Origin of the sequence: Maritimibacter fusiformis, from assembly GCF_008086115.1 — a bacterium.
GTDB classification, from domain to species: Bacteria; Pseudomonadota; Alphaproteobacteria; order Rhodobacterales; family Rhodobacteraceae; genus Muriiphilus; species Muriiphilus fusiformis.
The window spans coordinates 39735-53960 of record NZ_VSIY01000009.1; the positions used below are offsets into that span (position 1 = coordinate 39735).

At 68.6% G+C, this 14226-nt stretch carries 14 protein-coding genes; 3 read left to right on the top strand and 11 right to left on the bottom strand.

What is annotated here, in order from left to right:
* Positions 1–112: 112 nt before the first annotated feature.
* Genes ftsA through FVF75_RS10805 form a run of 5 tightly spaced genes read right to left on the bottom strand, consistent with a single transcriptional unit; the run spans position 113 to position 4509 of the window.
* Positions 113–1447: a cell division protein FtsA gene (gene ftsA, locus FVF75_RS10785; protein ID WP_148377992.1), complete on the bottom strand. Its 1335-nt coding sequence runs from the start codon at positions 1445–1447 to the stop codon at positions 113–115.
* 7 nt (positions 1448–1454) lie between these two features.
* Positions 1455–2348, bottom strand: coding sequence for a cell division protein FtsQ/DivIB (locus FVF75_RS10790; protein WP_148377993.1), 894 nt, complete (start codon positions 2346–2348; stop codon positions 1455–1457).
* Complete coding sequence (locus FVF75_RS10795) at positions 2336–3256, bottom strand: D-alanine--D-alanine ligase (protein ID WP_148377994.1); 921 nt, start codon at positions 3254–3256, stop codon at positions 2336–2338. The genes FVF75_RS10790 and FVF75_RS10795 overlap by 13 nt, the downstream gene beginning before the upstream one ends.
* Before the next feature lie 33 nt (positions 3257–3289).
* A complete protein-coding gene (murB, locus tag FVF75_RS10800; RefSeq protein ID WP_148377995.1) occupies positions 3290–4252 on the bottom strand; it encodes a UDP-N-acetylmuramate dehydrogenase in 963 nt (320 codons plus the stop codon).
* A complete protein-coding gene (locus tag FVF75_RS10805) occupies positions 4249–4509 on the bottom strand; it encodes a hypothetical protein (protein ID WP_148377996.1) in 261 nt (86 codons plus the stop codon). The genes murB and FVF75_RS10805 overlap by 4 nt, the downstream gene beginning before the upstream one ends.
* A 110-nt stretch (positions 4510–4619) precedes the next feature.
* Between FVF75_RS10805 and pdeM the strand changes: the two genes are divergently transcribed.
* From pdeM to FVF75_RS10820, 3 genes are read left to right on the top strand one after another with little or no spacing between them, the layout of a single operon-like run.
* The gene (pdeM, locus tag FVF75_RS10810) at positions 4620–5282 is read left to right on the top strand and encodes a ligase-associated DNA damage response endonuclease PdeM (protein WP_148377997.1); all 663 of its coding nucleotides are present in this window, start codon (positions 4620–4622) and stop codon (positions 5280–5282) included.
* A gap of 49 nt (positions 5283–5331) precedes the next feature.
* On the top strand, positions 5332–5778 hold the full coding sequence (locus FVF75_RS10815; RefSeq protein WP_148377998.1) for a PaaI family thioesterase: 447 nt from the start codon (positions 5332–5334) through the stop codon (positions 5776–5778).
* A complete protein-coding gene (locus FVF75_RS10820) occupies positions 5775–6566 on the top strand; it encodes a crotonase/enoyl-CoA hydratase family protein (RefSeq protein WP_148377999.1) in 792 nt (263 codons plus the stop codon). Before FVF75_RS10815 ends, FVF75_RS10820 begins: the two co-directional genes overlap by 4 nt.
* Before the next feature lie 88 nt (positions 6567–6654).
* Here FVF75_RS10820 and folD read toward each other — a convergent pair whose 3' ends face one another.
* From folD to pal, 6 genes are all read right to left on the bottom strand, one after another.
* A complete protein-coding gene (gene folD, locus FVF75_RS10825) occupies positions 6655–7554 on the bottom strand; it encodes a bifunctional methylenetetrahydrofolate dehydrogenase/methenyltetrahydrofolate cyclohydrolase FolD (protein ID WP_148378000.1) in 900 nt (299 codons plus the stop codon).
* Between the two features lie 83 nt (positions 7555–7637).
* Positions 7638–9314, bottom strand: a complete 1677-nt coding sequence (locus FVF75_RS10830; RefSeq protein WP_148378001.1) for a formate--tetrahydrofolate ligase — start codon at positions 9312–9314, stop codon at positions 7638–7640.
* A gap of 235 nt (positions 9315–9549) precedes the next feature.
* Positions 9550–11469 carry an ATP-dependent zinc metalloprotease FtsH gene (gene ftsH, locus FVF75_RS10835; RefSeq protein ID WP_148378002.1) on the bottom strand — a complete coding sequence of 640 codons (1920 nt, stop codon included), beginning with the start codon at positions 11467–11469 and terminating at the stop codon, positions 9550–9552.
* A gap of 77 nt (positions 11470–11546) precedes the next feature.
* On the bottom strand, positions 11547–12800 hold the full coding sequence (tilS, locus tag FVF75_RS10840; RefSeq protein ID WP_148378003.1) for a tRNA lysidine(34) synthetase TilS: 1254 nt from the start codon (positions 12798–12800) through the stop codon (positions 11547–11549).
* Positions 12791–13627 carry a tol-pal system protein YbgF gene (gene ybgF, locus FVF75_RS10845; RefSeq protein ID WP_148378004.1) on the bottom strand — a complete coding sequence of 279 codons (837 nt, stop codon included), beginning with the start codon at positions 13625–13627 and terminating at the stop codon, positions 12791–12793. Before ybgF ends, tilS begins: the two co-directional genes overlap by 10 nt.
* Positions 13628–13651: 24 nt before the next feature.
* On the bottom strand, positions 13652–14155 hold the full coding sequence (gene pal / locus FVF75_RS10850) for a peptidoglycan-associated lipoprotein Pal (RefSeq protein ID WP_148378005.1): 504 nt from the start codon (positions 14153–14155) through the stop codon (positions 13652–13654).
* Positions 14156–14226 lie beyond the last annotated feature (71 nt).

Here is a 14226-nt window from a genome sequence, read left to right on the forward strand (position 1 = left end):
GTTTTGCCCTGCCGTCACGGAAAAAACCACAGGGTAACGCGAAATATGGCGCGATTCGGCGCGATTTCAGCGAGATATTGCCGCGATGGGCAGGCGCCCGCCGACAACCCGGCTACCAGTTGTCGCGAAACCACTTCACGGCCCAGCGCAAAGACCGCGCCGGGTAGCTGTCGGCGGGAATCTCGAAATCCCACCATTCGTCCTGCGGATGGGCGGCAAACAGGCACAATCCGACCGCCGAGGCGAAGGCCGCGCCGGTCGCCGCCTGCGGCAAGCCCTGCACCCGCAGCGGGCGGCCGATGCGCACCTGCTGGCCGAGGATCTTGGGCGCGAGCCCGTCGAGGCCGGGGATCTGGCTGGCGCCGCCGGTCAGCACGATCTGCTGGCTGGGCAGGTGGTCGAAGCCCGCGGCATCGAGCCGGTCGCGCACCTCCTCGAGGATCTCCTCGACGCGCGGGCGCATGATGCCGATCAGTTCCGAGCGCGACACGGTGCGCCGGTCGCGTTCCCAGTCGCCGCTGTCGCCGCCGATCTCGATCTGTTCGCGGTCATCCATGCCGGTGGCATAGACCCCGCCATAGAAGGTCTTGATGCGCTCGGCAGTGGCCAGCGGCACGCGCAGGCCCTTGGCGATGTCCGAGGTGACGTGATCGCCGCCAAGGCGCACGCTGTCGGCATAGATCATGTGCTTCTTGATGAAGATCGAAATGCCGGTGGCGCCGCCGCCCATGTCGATGCAGGCCGCGCCAAGTTCCTGTTCATCCTCGACCAGCGCCGAGATTCCAGCGGCATAGGCCGATGAGGCGATGCCGGCCAGTTCGAGGTCGCACCGCTTGATGCAATGCAGAAGGTTGCGCACCACGGTGGCGTCGACCGTCAGCACGTGCATGTCGACCGAAAGCCGGTTGCCGATCTGGCCGCGCGGATCGCTGAGGCCGGAGCGGTGGTCGATGGCGAAGTTGACCGGCTGGGCATGCAGAACCTCGCGCCCCTCGCCGAAATCGGGCACCTCGCAGGCGGCCAGGACGCGGGCGATGTCGTCTTCGGTGACCGAGCCGTGACGCAATTCGACCGAGCCTGCCAAGCCGTAGCTGCGCGGCCCGGCCCCGGCGAAAGTGGCGATGACGTGATCGACGCGGGTGTTGGCCATCTTCTGCGCGCCCTGCACGGCGGTGCGGATGGCGCGCTCGGTCTCCTGCATCGCGTCGATCTCGCCAAAGCGCACGCCACGCGACCGGGTGGTCGAGGCGCCGATCACGCGAAACGCCGACTGCCCGGCCATCGAGCCGATGCCATCCGAGTCGCGAAACCGCTCGGGCCCGTCGAAGCGCAGCACGAGGCAGCCGATCTTGGCGGTGCCGATGTCGAGAACGGCGATCACGCCGCGTTGCATGGCGGCGCGGCGCATGGCGCGCATCGCTCTTTGCTGCTGATAGAGATCGGTCATGGCAAGATCACTCCAAATACAGGCTGCGGATATGGCGCAACTCGTCCATCGCCGGCGGGGTCAGCCGCAAGGTCGGACGCATCGGGTTGCGCATGTCGATATCGGCGACATCGCGGGCCAGCAGGTCTTGCGCCTGGTCAAGCGCCAGCACCTGTTCCAGCGCCGCGACCGGGCTGGTCTCGGGCAAAAGGATGCGCCGGTCCCCCGACAGGGCCACGTCCCAGCGCCGTTCGCCGACCCGGATCAGCCCGCGCAGATCGCCCGCCAGGGGCCGGGCGGCGTCGAGGATGGCCAGCGCCTCGGGCACGTTCTCGTTGGCGCCGGTGCCCGCCACCAGCGGCAGGTCGGGGCGCGCGGCCCGGCCGGTCAGCGAGGCGACGCGGTGGCCGGTGGCGTCGATCAGCTCGATCGAGGTCGGCGCGCGCCAGACCAGCACCGGCTCGCGCTCGGTGATCGCGACCTCGAGCACGCCGCCGGGGCGCACGCGCAGTTCCACGTTCCTGACCACGTCGAAGGCGGCGATCTCGGCGCGCATGGCGTCGAGATCGAGGTCGAAGGACGACACCGGGAAGTCGATCGGGAATCGGGTGCGGATCTCGCGGTCGAGCACCGGCGAGGCACCCTCGATCGCCATCAGCTTGACCATGAACTCGGGCCGCGTCTCGACCGAGCGGCGAACTTCGGCGACCTTGTCGACCACCGCCTGACGGTTGGCGGGTTCGGCGAAATACCAGCCCGTCGCGGTCAGGATCACGAACACCGGGATGCCGACGCGAAACAGCGAACGATAGAGCGGCGTCAGCCACATGCGGTGGATGCGGTAGGCGACACGCGACGGAGCCGGGTCGCGGCGGGTGTTGCGGCCCGAGGGCGCGCGGCGCGGGGCGCTCAGCGGTTGCATGAGGCATCCTCCACCATCCAGCGGCACAACTGGCCGAAGGTCCAGCCCTGCACCGCGGCCTGTTCGGGCACCAGCGAAGTGGGCGTCATGCCCGGCTGGGTGTTGACCTCGAGCAGGATGAGACCGTCCAGCCCGGCGGCGTCGTTCCAGCGGAAATCGGCCCGGCTGACACCGCGGCACCCGAGTGCTTCATGGGCGCGCAGGGCATAGTCGAGGCAATGCAGTTCGATCTCGGCAGGGATGTCGGCGGGCACAACGTGATGCGAGCCGCCGGCGACGTATTTGGCGTGGTAGTCATACCAGCCCTCGGATTTGATCTCGGTCACCGCCAGCGCCTTGTCGCCGATCACCGTGGTGGTCAGTTCGCGCCCCGGCACATAGGCCTCGACCATCATCACCTCGGGGTCGGCATCGGTCAGTTGCGGCGGCGTGTTGGCGCCCTCGGCCACGATATGCACGCCGACCGAGGAGCCTTCGTTATAGGGCTTCACCACGTAGGGCGGGGCCATCAGGTGGCGTTTGACGATCGCCGCTTTCGGGGCCAGCAGGCTTTCGGCCACCGGCAGGCCGGCGGCGCGGAACACGTCCTTGGCGCGGGTCTTGTCCATCGCAAGCGCCGAGGCCAGCACGCCCGAATGGGTATAGGGCAGGCCCATCCATTCCAGCATTCCCTGCACGCAGCCATCCTCGCCCCAGCGGCCGTGGAGCGCGTTGAAGACGACATCGGGGCCGGCCTCGGACAGGCGCGCGCAGAGATCGGGGCCAGCCTCGACCTCGACCACCTGATAGCCTTCGCCCCGGAGCGCGGCGGCGCATTGACGCCCTGAACTCAGCGACACCTCGCGCTCGGCAGAGGGGCCACCCATGAGTACCGCAACCTTGAGGGCTGTCCTGCTCGACTTGCCCAATTGTCTGCCTCGTTCCCGGCCTTTTGCGACCAGTTATCGTTCGATTTCTTCTTGTTCTTGATCCTGCGCCGGTTCGCCCACGCGCATGATTTCCCACTCTAGCGTGAGGCCGCTGGAATCGTAAACCTTTTTTCGCACCAACTCGCCCAGAGCTTCCAGCTCGGCGGCGGTGGCATCGCCGGTATTGGTCAGGAAATTCGGATGCTTGGGGTTCATCTGCGCGCCGCCCAGCGTGGCTCCGCGCATGCCGGCATCCTCGATCACCTTCCACGCTTTCAGCTCGTGGCAGTCGTCGGCGCGCCCGGTCGAGGAATACCCGGCGGGGTTGCGGAAGGTCGAACCAGCGGTGCGGTCCTTGGTCGGCTGGGTCTCGTCGCGGCGCGCCAACTGCTCGGCCATGCGCGCGGCCAGTTCGTCGGGGTCGCCGGGCGGACCCTGGAGCGTGGCCTCGACCAGCACCCAGCCGTCGGGCAGCGCGCTGTGGCGGTAGCCGAAGGCCAGGTCTTCGGGCGTCAGGCGCACCACCTCGCCCGCCCGCGTCACCGCCCTGCCCTCGACAAAGGCATCGGCGGTGTAGCGCCCGTAACAGCCCGCGTTCATCCGGACCGCGCCACCGATGGCGCCGGGAATGGTGCGCAGGAAGGTCAAGTCCACCCCCGACTCTGCCGACTTGCGCGCCACATGGGCATCAAGCGCGGCGGCCCCGGCGATCACCCGGCCATCCTCGATCCGGATGGTGTTGAAGCCGCGCCCCAGCCGGATCACCACGCCGCGAATGCCGCCGTCGCGCACGATCAGGTTCGATCCGACGCCCATCGCGAAAACCGGCACCGCGGGGTCGAGCGCGGCGAGAAAGGCGCTGAGATCGTCGAGGTCGGCGGGCTGGAACAGCCAGTCCGCCGGGCCGCCGACGCGCATCCATGTCAGGCCGGACAGATCGCGGTTCTCGGTCAGAGTGCCGCGCACCTCGGGCAGCATCCGGGGCAGATCGGTCATTGCGCGCGCCTCCGCTTGCCCAGCAGGAACCCGACCAGCATCCCCACCACCACCGGCGCGAACCAATCGGCGGCCAGCGCCTCGATGGTGGTGGCGCCGCGCGCCCGCCCGCCGCCGAAGCCGATCGCCCCCAGCGCCAGCAACAGCGCCGAGACCGCGGCGGTCACCCGCCCGGCCTGCACGCTGACCCGGGTGGTCAGAAACAGCGTCAGGGCAAACCCCAGCAACCCCAGCCCGATCATCAATGCGATCTGCATAACCTCTCCACCTGATCCGGCGGCAATCTAGCAGCCCCCGGCCCGGCCACAACCCCGCCCGGCTGCATCTTGGGCTTGCCAAACCGGCACGAACGCGGAACCAAAGGGGGATGAGCCGCTACGCCTTCACCATCGCGGGAACCGACCTCGAAATGCTGCCCTCGGGGGCTGTCTATTGGCCCCTGCACGGGCTGATCTGCGTGTCAGACCTGCACCTGGGGCGCTCGGAACGCTATGCCCGCAACGCCGGTGCCCTGCTGCCGCCCTACGAAACGCGCGATACGCTGACCCGGCTCGAGGCGGATATCGAGGCGACCGGGGCGGGCATGGTGGTGTGCCTTGGCGACAGTTTCGACGACCTTGCCGCCGCCGACGGGCTGGATGCGCCAATCAGCGACTGGCTGACCCGGCTGATGGCGGGGCGGCGCTGGATCTGGATCGAGGGCAACCACGACCCCGGCCCGGTGGCGCTGGGCGGCAGTCACATGGCCGAACTGCCGGTGCCGCCGCTGACCTTTCGCCACATCGCCCGGCCCGGCGCGGCGGGCGAGGTCTCGGGGCACTACCACCCCAAGGTCAGGATTTCGGCGGGCGGGCGCGCGCGGGCGCGGCCCTGCCTTCTCTACGATGCCGACCGGGTGATCCTGCCGGCCTTCGGCACCTATACCGGCGGCCTGCGCAGCGATGACGCGGCGCTGGCCCGCCTGATGCGGCCCGAGGCGCTGGCGGTGATGACCGGGCCGGTGGCGCATGCGGTGCCGATGCCGAGGTGAGCGCGGCGTCACGCTTGCTCCGGCGCCCGGCACGCGGCATCCTCGCGGCATGACGACAGCACCCGATCCCGATTTCGAGGCCCGCATCCGCGCCAGTTTCGCGGCCCAGACGATGATGACGACGCTGGGCGCCACGCTGGCCGAGGTGGCCCCGGGCCATGTGCGCATCACCTCGACGATCCCGCCGGGCGCGCGCCAGCAGCATGGCGTCGGGCACGCCGGGCTGACCTTCTCGATCGGCGACAGCGCGGCGGGCTATGCCGCCCTCAGCCTGATGGAGCCGGGCCAGGAAGTGGTGACCGCCGAGATGAAGATCAACCTGATGGCGCCGGCGCGCGGCGACGGGCTGATCGCCGAGGGCCGGGTGCTGCGCCCCGGACGCCGCCTGATGACCGTCGAAGCCAATGTCTGGGCAGTGGATGCCGACACGCGCCGCCATATCGCGGTGATGACCGGCACCATGGTGCCCGTCCCGATCCAGAAGGAAACGCCATGAGCGACCGCGTCACCATCAGCCGCGACGGCCCCGTCGCCACCGTGACCATGAACCGGCCCGACAAGCTCAACGCGCTCGATGTCACCCAGATCGAGGCGATCGTGGCTGCCGGGGCCAGCCTGGCAACCGCGCGCGACGTGCGCGCGGTGGTGCTGACGGGGGCGGGCGGCAGTTTCTGCGCCGGGCTCGACATCGCGGCGATGCCGGTGATCGCGGAACTCGCGCGCTCGACCGGGTTCATGACCCGCAGCCACGGACGTTCCAACCTGTTTCAGGCGGCGGCGATGACCTGGGCCGAACTGCCGCAGCCGGTGATCGCGGCGGTCGAGGGCCACGCCTATGGCGGCGGCTTCCAGATCATGCTGGGGGCGGATATCCGGGTGGCGGCGCCCTCGGCGAAATTCGCCATCATGGAAGCGAAATGGGGCCTGGTGCCGGACATGGGCGGCATGGTGCTGGCGCGGCGGCTCCTGCGCGGCGACGTGCTCAGGCGGCTGACCTACACCGCCGAGGTGTTCGACGCCGAGGGGGCGCTGGACTGGGGCGTCGTCACCGAACTGGCCGACGACCCGCTGGCGCGCGCGCAGGCGCTGGCGGCGATGATCGCCAGCCGCTCGCCGGATGCGGTGCGCGCGGCCAAGCGGCTGATTTCCGACACCGAGGTGATGGGCGCAGGCGACGTGCTGCTCGAGGAAAGCGCGGCGCAGGAGGCGCTGGTGGGTCAGCCCAACCAGCTCGAGGCGGTGATGGCGGGCTTCGAGAAGCGCGAGCCGAAATTCACCGACTGACGCGGTCTGACGCGACACTTGCACTTTTTCAACATTTCGACGGCTCGGATGCCGGGAAAAGCCAAGACCAATTGCACTTTTCCCGTAATCAGGCGGTCAGCCCCTCAGGCTCGTCCAGCCCGTTGACCCGACAGGTCGCGGTCAGCGTATTGGCCAGCAGGCAGGCAATCGTCATCGGACCCACGCCGCCCGGAACCGGGGTGATCGCGCCCGCCACCCGAACCGCGCTGTCGAAATCGACATCGCCCACCAGCTTGCCCTTGCCGCCGTCTTCCTCGTGCGGCAGCCGGTTGATGCCCACGTCGATCACCGTGGCGCCGGGCTTGATCCAGTCGCCCGGCACGAAACGCGGCCGGCCCACCGCGGCGACCACGATATCGGCGCGGCGCACCACGCCGGGCAGATCGCGGGTGCGCGAGTGCGCCACTGTCACCGTGCAACTGTCGCGCAGCAGAAGCTGCGCCATCGGCTTGCCCACCAGGTTCGAGCGCCCGATCACCACCGCATCCAGCCCCGAGAGATCGCCCAGCCGGTCGCGCAGCATCATCAGGCAACCCAGCGGCGTGCAGGACACCATCGCCTTCTGCCCCGAGGCCAGCAGCCCCGCGTTCTCGATATGCAGCCCGTCGACGTCCTTGGCGGGGTCGATCCGGGCCACGATCTCGGCCTCGCTCAGATGATCGGGCACGGGGAATTGCACGAGAATGCCGTTCACCGCCGGGTCGGCGTTCAGCCGGTCGATCAGGGCGAACAAATCATAGCGCGACACGTCCGCGGGCAGCTTGTGCTCGAACGAGTTCATGCCGACCTCGACGGTCTGCTTGCCCTTGGAGCGCACGTAGACCTGGCTCGCCGGGTCTTCGCCCACCAGCACCACCGCCAGCCCCGGCGTGATGCCATGATCGGCCTTGAGCCGCGCCACCTGCTCGGCCACCTGGCCGCGCACCCGGGCCGCGAAGGCCTTGCCGTCGATGATTTCCGCCGTCATGCCCATCCCCTTCATCTTGGTCAAAATACTCTCGCCGAAGGCACCGCGCGGCCGGGCTCGATGCCCGGGCGCGCGGTCCCCGCTCAGAACAGGCCTTCGATCTCGCCAGCGTCGTTCAGCCCGATGGTCATCGCCGCCGGCTTCGACGGCAGGCCCGGCATGGTCATGATCTCGCCGCAGATCACCACGACAAAGCCCGCCCCCGCCGACAGCCGCACCTCGCGCACCGGCACCGAATGCCCGGTCGGCGCGCCGCGCAGGTTGGGGTCGGTCGAGAAGGAATACTGCGTCTTGGCCATGCAGACCGGCAGGTTGCCATACCCCGCCTCTTCCCAGGCGCGCAACTGGTCGCGGATCTTCTTGTCAGCCAGCACCTCGTCGGCGCGGTAGATGCGCTTGGCGATGGTTTCGATCTTCTCGAAGAGGCCCAGGTCGTCGTCATAGAGCGGGGCGAAATTGGCGATGCCCGCATCGGCGATCTCGGCCACGCGGGTGGCGAACTCGATCACCCCGGCCGAGCCCTCGGCCCAGTGCTTGCACAGGATCGCTTCCGAGCCATGCCCCGCGACGTAATCCATCACCGCCTGCACCTCGGCGTCGGTGTCGGTGACGAAGTGGTTGATCGCCACCACCACCGGCACGCCGAAGCCCTTCACGTTCTCGATATGGCGCCCGAGGTTGGGGCAGCCCGCCTTGACCGCGTCGACGTTCTCGGCCCCGAGATCGGCCTTGGCGACGCCGCCATTCATCTTCATCGCGCGCACCGTGGCCACGACCACCACCACCGATGGCGCCAGCCCGCCCTTGCGGCACTTGATGTTCATGAACTTCTCGGCCCCCAGGTCGGCGCCGAAACCGGCCTCGGTCACCACGTAATCGGCCAGTTTCAGCGCGGTCTGGGTGGCGATCAGGCTGTTGCAGCCATGCGCGATGTTGGCGAACGGGCCGCCATGCACGAAGGCCGGGTTGTTTTCCAGCGTCTGCACCAGGTTGGGCTGCATCGCGTCCTTCAGCAGAACCGTCATCGCGCCCGCCGCCCCGATGTCGCGGCAATAGATCGGCGCGCGCTCGCGGGTATAGGCGACGATGATGTCGCCCAGACGCGCCTCCAGATCAGCGAGGTTCTTCGACAGGCACAGGATCGCCATGACCTCGGAGGCCACGGTGATGTCGAAGCCGGTCTGGCGCGGAAAGCCGTTGGCGACGCCGCCAAGCGAGGTCACTACGTCGCGCAACGCCCGGTCGTTCATGTCGAGCACCCGGCGCCACATCACCCGGCGTTCGTCGATGCCCAGCGCGTTGCCCCAGTAGATGTGGTTGTCGATCATCGCGGCCAAGAGGTTGTGGGCCGAGGTGATGGCATGGAAATCGCCGGTGAAATGCAGGTTCATCTCTTCCATCGGCACGACCTGGGCATAGCCGCCGCCGGCCGCGCCCCCCTTCATGCCGAAACACGGCCCCAGCGAGGCCTCGCGGATGCAGATCGCCGCCTTCTTGCCGATCGCGTTCAGCCCGTCGCCGAGCCCCACGGTGGTGGTGGTCTTGCCCTCGCCCGCGGGGGTCGGGTTGATCGCGGTCACGAGGATCAGCTTGCCGTCGGGGCGGTCGGCGACCGAATCGATGAACTCCTGGCTGACCTTGGCCTTGTCGTGGCCGTAAGGCAGCAGGTGGTCCGACCCGATGCCCAGCTTGGCACCGATCTCCTGGATCGGTCGTTTCTGCGCCGCGCGGGCGATCTCGATGTCGGATTTGTGGGCCATGGCCTCCCTTTCCCCTGGCTTGGTCGTGGTCATTGGCTACCGTTAAGACCGATGCCGGGGCAAGGCCAGCGGGAAACCGACTCTTTTCCGGCGCTTTACGGTGCACGTTCAGCCATGAATGCATACTCTGAATGCGTATTCATCGCAAGGCCCGACCGACCCCGAAAACGAAACCGGCCCCGTGACGAAGTCGTCAGGGGCCGGCTCGGCGTTTCGGTCGATGGGGTCGGCGGGATCAGGCGGTCGGTTCCGGTTCCAGCCCGCTGTCGCCCTTGGGCTTCTTGCGCGGCTTGGTCTTGGGGATCGCGGCGACCGAGGCGGTCGCCTCTTCGGGGGCGCTGCCGTCGTCGTCCTCGTCGACATGCGGCGGCTCGCCCGCCATCACGCGCTTGATCTCTTCGCCGGTCAGGGTTTCGTATTCCAGAAGGCCCTGGGCCAGACGCTCCCACTCGTCCTTGCGTTCGAGCAGGATCTTCTTGGCGCGTTCATAGCCGTCCTGCACGAATTTGCGCACTTCCTCCTCGATCAGCTCCTTGGTGCTGGCCGAGACCGAGAAACCGCCGGTGTTGCCGGAATAGCCCTCGGCCGCCTCGGCATAGTCGATGTTGCCGACCTTTTCGGACATGCCCCAGCGCATCACCATGGCGCGGGCCAACTGGCTGGCCTGCATGATGTCGCCGGCGGGGCCGTTGGACACCGCGTCCTCGCCCCATTTGAGGATCTCGGCGGCCTTGCCGGCCATCGTCATCGCCAGGTTCTGTTCGCACTGGTCCTTGTGCCAGTTCAGCCGGTCGATCTCGGGCAGGCTGACGACCATGCCCAGCGCGCCGCCGCGCGGGATGATCGTGGCCTTGTAGACCGGATCGCATTTCGGCAGCGCCATGCCGACCACGGCGTGTCCGGCCTCGTGATAGGCAGTGTGCGCCTTCTGCTCGTCGGTCAGCACCATCGAGCGGCGCTCGGCGCCCATCATCACCTTGTCCTTGGCGTTCTCGAAATCGACCATGGTGACGAAACGCCGGCCGATGCGGGCGGCCATCAGGGCGGCCTCGTTCACAAGGTTGGCGAGGTCGGCACCGGAAAAGCCCGGCGTGCCGCGCGCGATGATGCGCAGGTCGACATCGGGGCCAAGCGGCACCTTGCGGGCATGAACGTTGAGGATCTTGTCGCGGCCCTTGATGTCGGGGTTGGGCACGGTGACCTGGCGGTCGAAACGGCCCGGGCGCAACAGCGCCGGGTCGAGCACGTCCTTGCGGTTGGTCGCGGCGATGATGATGACGCCTTCGTTGGCCTCGAACCCGTCCATCTCGACAAGCAACTGGTTCAGCGTCTGCTCACGCTCGTCGTTGCCGCCGCCGTAGCCGGCGCCGCGATGGCGCCCCACGGCGTCGATCTCGTCGATGAAGACGATGCAGGGCGCGTTTTTCTTGGCCTGTTCGAACATGTCGCGCACACGGCTTGCGCCGACGCCCACGAACATCTCGACGAAGTCGGAGCCGGAAATGGTGAAGAACGGCACGCCCGCCTCGCCCGCGATGGCGCGCGCCAGCAGTGTTTTACCGGTGCCCGGCGGGCCGACCAGCAGCGCGCCCTTGGGGATCTTGCCGCCGAGGCGCGAGAACTTCTGCGGGTTGCGCAGGAACTCGACGATCTCTTCAAGCTCTTCCTTGGCCTCGTCGATGCCGGCCACGTCGTCGAAGGTCACGCGGCCCTCGCGTTCGGTCAGCATCTTGGCCTTGGACTTGCCGAAGCCCATCGCGCCGCCGCGCCCGCCGCCCTGCATCCGGTTCATCATGAAGAACCAGAAGCCGATCAGGATGATCACCGGCAGCAACAGCGACATCAGCGAGAAGAAGCCCGATTGCTCCTGCCGCTCGGCCTCGACCGTGACGTTGTTGGCGATCAGCATGTTGGTCAGTTCGGCATCGGCCGGAACCACCGTGGTATAGAGTTTGCCGTCGCCACCGACATACTGGACGTTCTCACCGTCGATGGTGGCGCGCGACACTTCGCCCGCCTCCACCGCGGCCACGAAATCGGAATAGCGCACGGTGCTCGAAGCAATGGTGCTTTGCCCGTTCGAAAACAGGTTGAACAAGGCCAGGATCAGCAGAAACAGCACGATCCAGAAGGCGAAATTTCTCGCGTTGCCCAAAAGGTTCTCCTTTGAAGATTTCGGGCGCGGGCAAATCGCCCACGGTCCCTTCTAAAATAGGCAAGGTCGCGGCAGGTTCAATGCGATAAAGCGTATGTGAAGAAATCACCGCGGGATGGGTGGATTGTTGCCGCGTGGCCCTGCGCCAATCCCGCCAGCGGCGCGGCGATGAGGCGGGGGCCGTCCCAGACCGCCGGGCTGGCCATGAGGGTGGTGCGTGGCAGGCCGGTGTCGCGCCAGTCGGGGCAGTCGCGCAGCCCCTCGCCCAGCGCCGCCACGGTCAGGGCGGGGTCGGGTCCGGTGACCTGCCAGCGGTTGTCCCAGGGCGCGGTGAGCGGCGTGGCCAGGTGCTTGACGGCGGCGTATTCGCGGCTCACGCGCAGGTCTGTGTCACCCGGCTGGATCAGGCAGCCGTGCAGGGTATGGGCGCGGCCCGCGGCGATGGCGCGCTCCAGCCCCGCCAGCGCCTCGCGCCGGGGGGCGTAGTCGGCGCCCGAGACCCAGCCCAGCGCGGCCAGCAGCAGGCGGCGGGCGATGCCGGGGGCGATCCGGGCCAGCGCCGCGCGGTCGATGACCACGTCGCCGGCCTGTTGGCGGGCGAGCGTGCGGGCGGTATCGGCGGTGATCTGGCGCAGGGTGGCGCGGGTCTCGGCCAGGTTGTCCGCGACCTCTGCCAGCGTTTCCGGCGCGATGCCGAGATCGGCGAGCGTTTCCAAGGCCTTGCGGGCCTTCACGCGGTCGAAGCGCGGGTCGTCGTTGCTGGGATCGTCGGCCCAGCCAAGCCCGTGACGGCGCAGAAAGCCGCGCAACGCGTCGCGCCCCAGCCCCAACGCGGGGCGCAGGAACCGGGCGCCGTGGCGGTGGAAATCATCGGCCATCGTGGCCAGCCCGTCGACGCCGGCGGCGCGGCCCAGCCGCATCACGAAGGTCTCGGCCACGTCGTCGCGGGTATGGCCCAGCGCCACCGCGTCAAGGCCCTGCGCCCCGGCCCACGCCGCCAGCAGGCGGTAGCGCGCGGCGCGGGCCTCGGCCTGAAGGTTGCCGCTGCCGTCCCAGCCGTGCCAGCGCAGGGTTTGATGGGTAATGCCGAGACCCGCGCAGGTGGCGGCGACGGTCGCGGCCTCATTGGCGCTGCCGGGGCGCAGGCCGTGGTCGACGGTGGCCGCCTCGAGCGCGACCGAGTGGTCGGGGGCGCAGGCGGCCAGCAGATGCAACAGCGCGGTGGAATCGCCGCCGCCCGAAACCGCGACGCCCAGCCGGGTCAGGCCGGTGTCGTCGAGCCGGGCGCAAACCTGCCGAAGAAGCGGCGCGTCGGGGTCGGTCAGTCGCATCCCAGCGCCCGGCGCGCGGCCTGGGCGTCGGCAACGGCGGGGTCCGAGGGGAATCGCCGGGCCACTTCGCCCAGCGTCTCGCAGGCCTCCTTGACCTGGCCAAGCTCGCCCAGCGCGGCGCCGAGTTTCAGCAGCGCCTCAGCGGCGCGGGGACCGGTTTCGTTGCCGGAAAAGGCGTCGAGATAGGCGCGCGCGGCATCGAACACCAGCCCCTGTCGGGCCAGCGATTCGCCGCGCAGGAACTGCGCCTCGCCCGTCATCGGACCGCCGGGATAGGTGGCGGTGAACTCGGCAAAGAGATCGGCGGCCAGCGCGTAGTCGCCCGCGTTGAAGGCCGAGAGAGCGGCGTCGTAATCGGCCTGCTCGCCCACCGCCAGCTGGCTGCCGCCCGAGGGCGTGGTCGGCGTCGGCGCGGTCGGCACCTCGGGCAATTCGCCGCCACCGAGGGTCGAGGTCTCGCCCAGCTTCGACACGTCGCCGCCCTCGAGCTCGACCAGCCGGAACTCGAGATCGCCGATCCGGTTGGTGCCGTCCTTGACGATCTGGTTGATGCGGAACTCAAGCTCTTCGGTCTTGCCGGTCAGGCGTTGCACCTGCGCCTCGATCGCGTTGACCCGGTCCAGCAGCGTGCCCGCCGTCGAGGGCACGGTGGCGCCCCCGGTGGTGTTGAGCTCGCGCTTGAGACGCTGGATCTCGACATGAAGCACGGTCAGTTCCTGGCGCACATCCGCCAGCGTCTGGGCGCGGTCCTGCGCCAGCCCGCCCAACGGCAGGCCAAGGATCAGCGCCGCGGCCAGGGCCGCGACAAGAGGTCTGGAAACGCGCATCGCCCGTCCTTTCGCCGCCCTGCCCTAGCTGCTGCCGACGCCGGCGGTCAGCACCGTCACCGCGCGGCGGTTCTGGGCATAGCAGCTTTCGTCCGAGCAGATCGCCAGCGGGCGTTCCTTGCCATAGCTGATGGTCTTGAGCCGATTGGGCGCCACACCGCGGTCGATCAGGAAGGACTGCACCGCCGAGGCCCGCCGGGCGCCGAGTGCGAGGTTGTATTCGCGCGTGCCCTGTTCGTCCGCGTGACCTTCGATCAGCGCGGTGTATTCCGGGTTCTCGCCCAGCCAGGCGGCCTGTTTGGTCAGAATGTTCTGCGCCTCGGGCGACAGGGTCGACTGGTCGACGGCAAACAGCACCCGGTCACCGATGGTCTGCTGGAAATAGGCCGGCGAGGTCGGGTCCGAGGCCGACCCGGCGGCAAAGGCACCGCCTGCCGCGGCGGCGTCATCGCCGAACCGGCTGTTCTTGTCGCAGGCCGCCAGCGCAAGGGCACCGATCAGCATCGCGGCCATGGTAACGTGTTTCATCCTGAGTTCCTGTGTTCTGGTTCGTTGTTGTATTCGTTGCATTTCGCCCGACAGCCGCGAGTCTAGCAGAT

Coding starts and splice junctions, on each gene's coding strand:
- pal (WP_148378005.1), bottom strand. CDS start 14,155: ATGAAACACGTTACCATGGCCGCGATGCTGATCGGTGCCCTTGCGCTG.
- murB (WP_148377995.1), bottom strand. CDS start 4,252: ATGACCGATCTGCCCCGGATGCTGCCCGAGGTGCGCGGCACTCTGACC.
- tilS (WP_148378003.1), bottom strand. CDS start 12,800: ATGCGACTGACCGACCCCGACGCGCCGCTTCTTCGGCAGGTTTGCGCC.
- FVF75_RS10790 (WP_148377993.1), bottom strand. CDS start 2,348: ATGCAACCGCTGAGCGCCCCGCGCCGCGCGCCCTCGGGCCGCAACACC.
- FVF75_RS10820 (WP_148377999.1), top strand. CDS start 5,775: ATGAGCGACCGCGTCACCATCAGCCGCGACGGCCCCGTCGCCACCGTG.
- FVF75_RS10830 (WP_148378001.1), bottom strand. CDS start 9,314: ATGGCCCACAAATCCGACATCGAGATCGCCCGCGCGGCGCAGAAACGA.
- ybgF (WP_148378004.1), bottom strand. CDS start 13,627: ATGCGCGTTTCCAGACCTCTTGTCGCGGCCCTGGCCGCGGCGCTGATC.
- pdeM (WP_148377997.1), top strand. CDS start 4,620: ATGAGCCGCTACGCCTTCACCATCGCGGGAACCGACCTCGAAATGCTG.
- FVF75_RS10815 (WP_148377998.1), top strand. CDS start 5,332: ATGACGACAGCACCCGATCCCGATTTCGAGGCCCGCATCCGCGCCAGT.
- ftsA (WP_148377992.1), bottom strand. CDS start 1,447: ATGACCGATCTCTATCAGCAGCAAAGAGCGATGCGCGCCATGCGCCGC.
- FVF75_RS10805 (WP_148377996.1), bottom strand. CDS start 4,509: ATGCAGATCGCATTGATGATCGGGCTGGGGTTGCTGGGGTTTGCCCTG.
- folD (WP_148378000.1), bottom strand. CDS start 7,554: ATGACGGCGGAAATCATCGACGGCAAGGCCTTCGCGGCCCGGGTGCGC.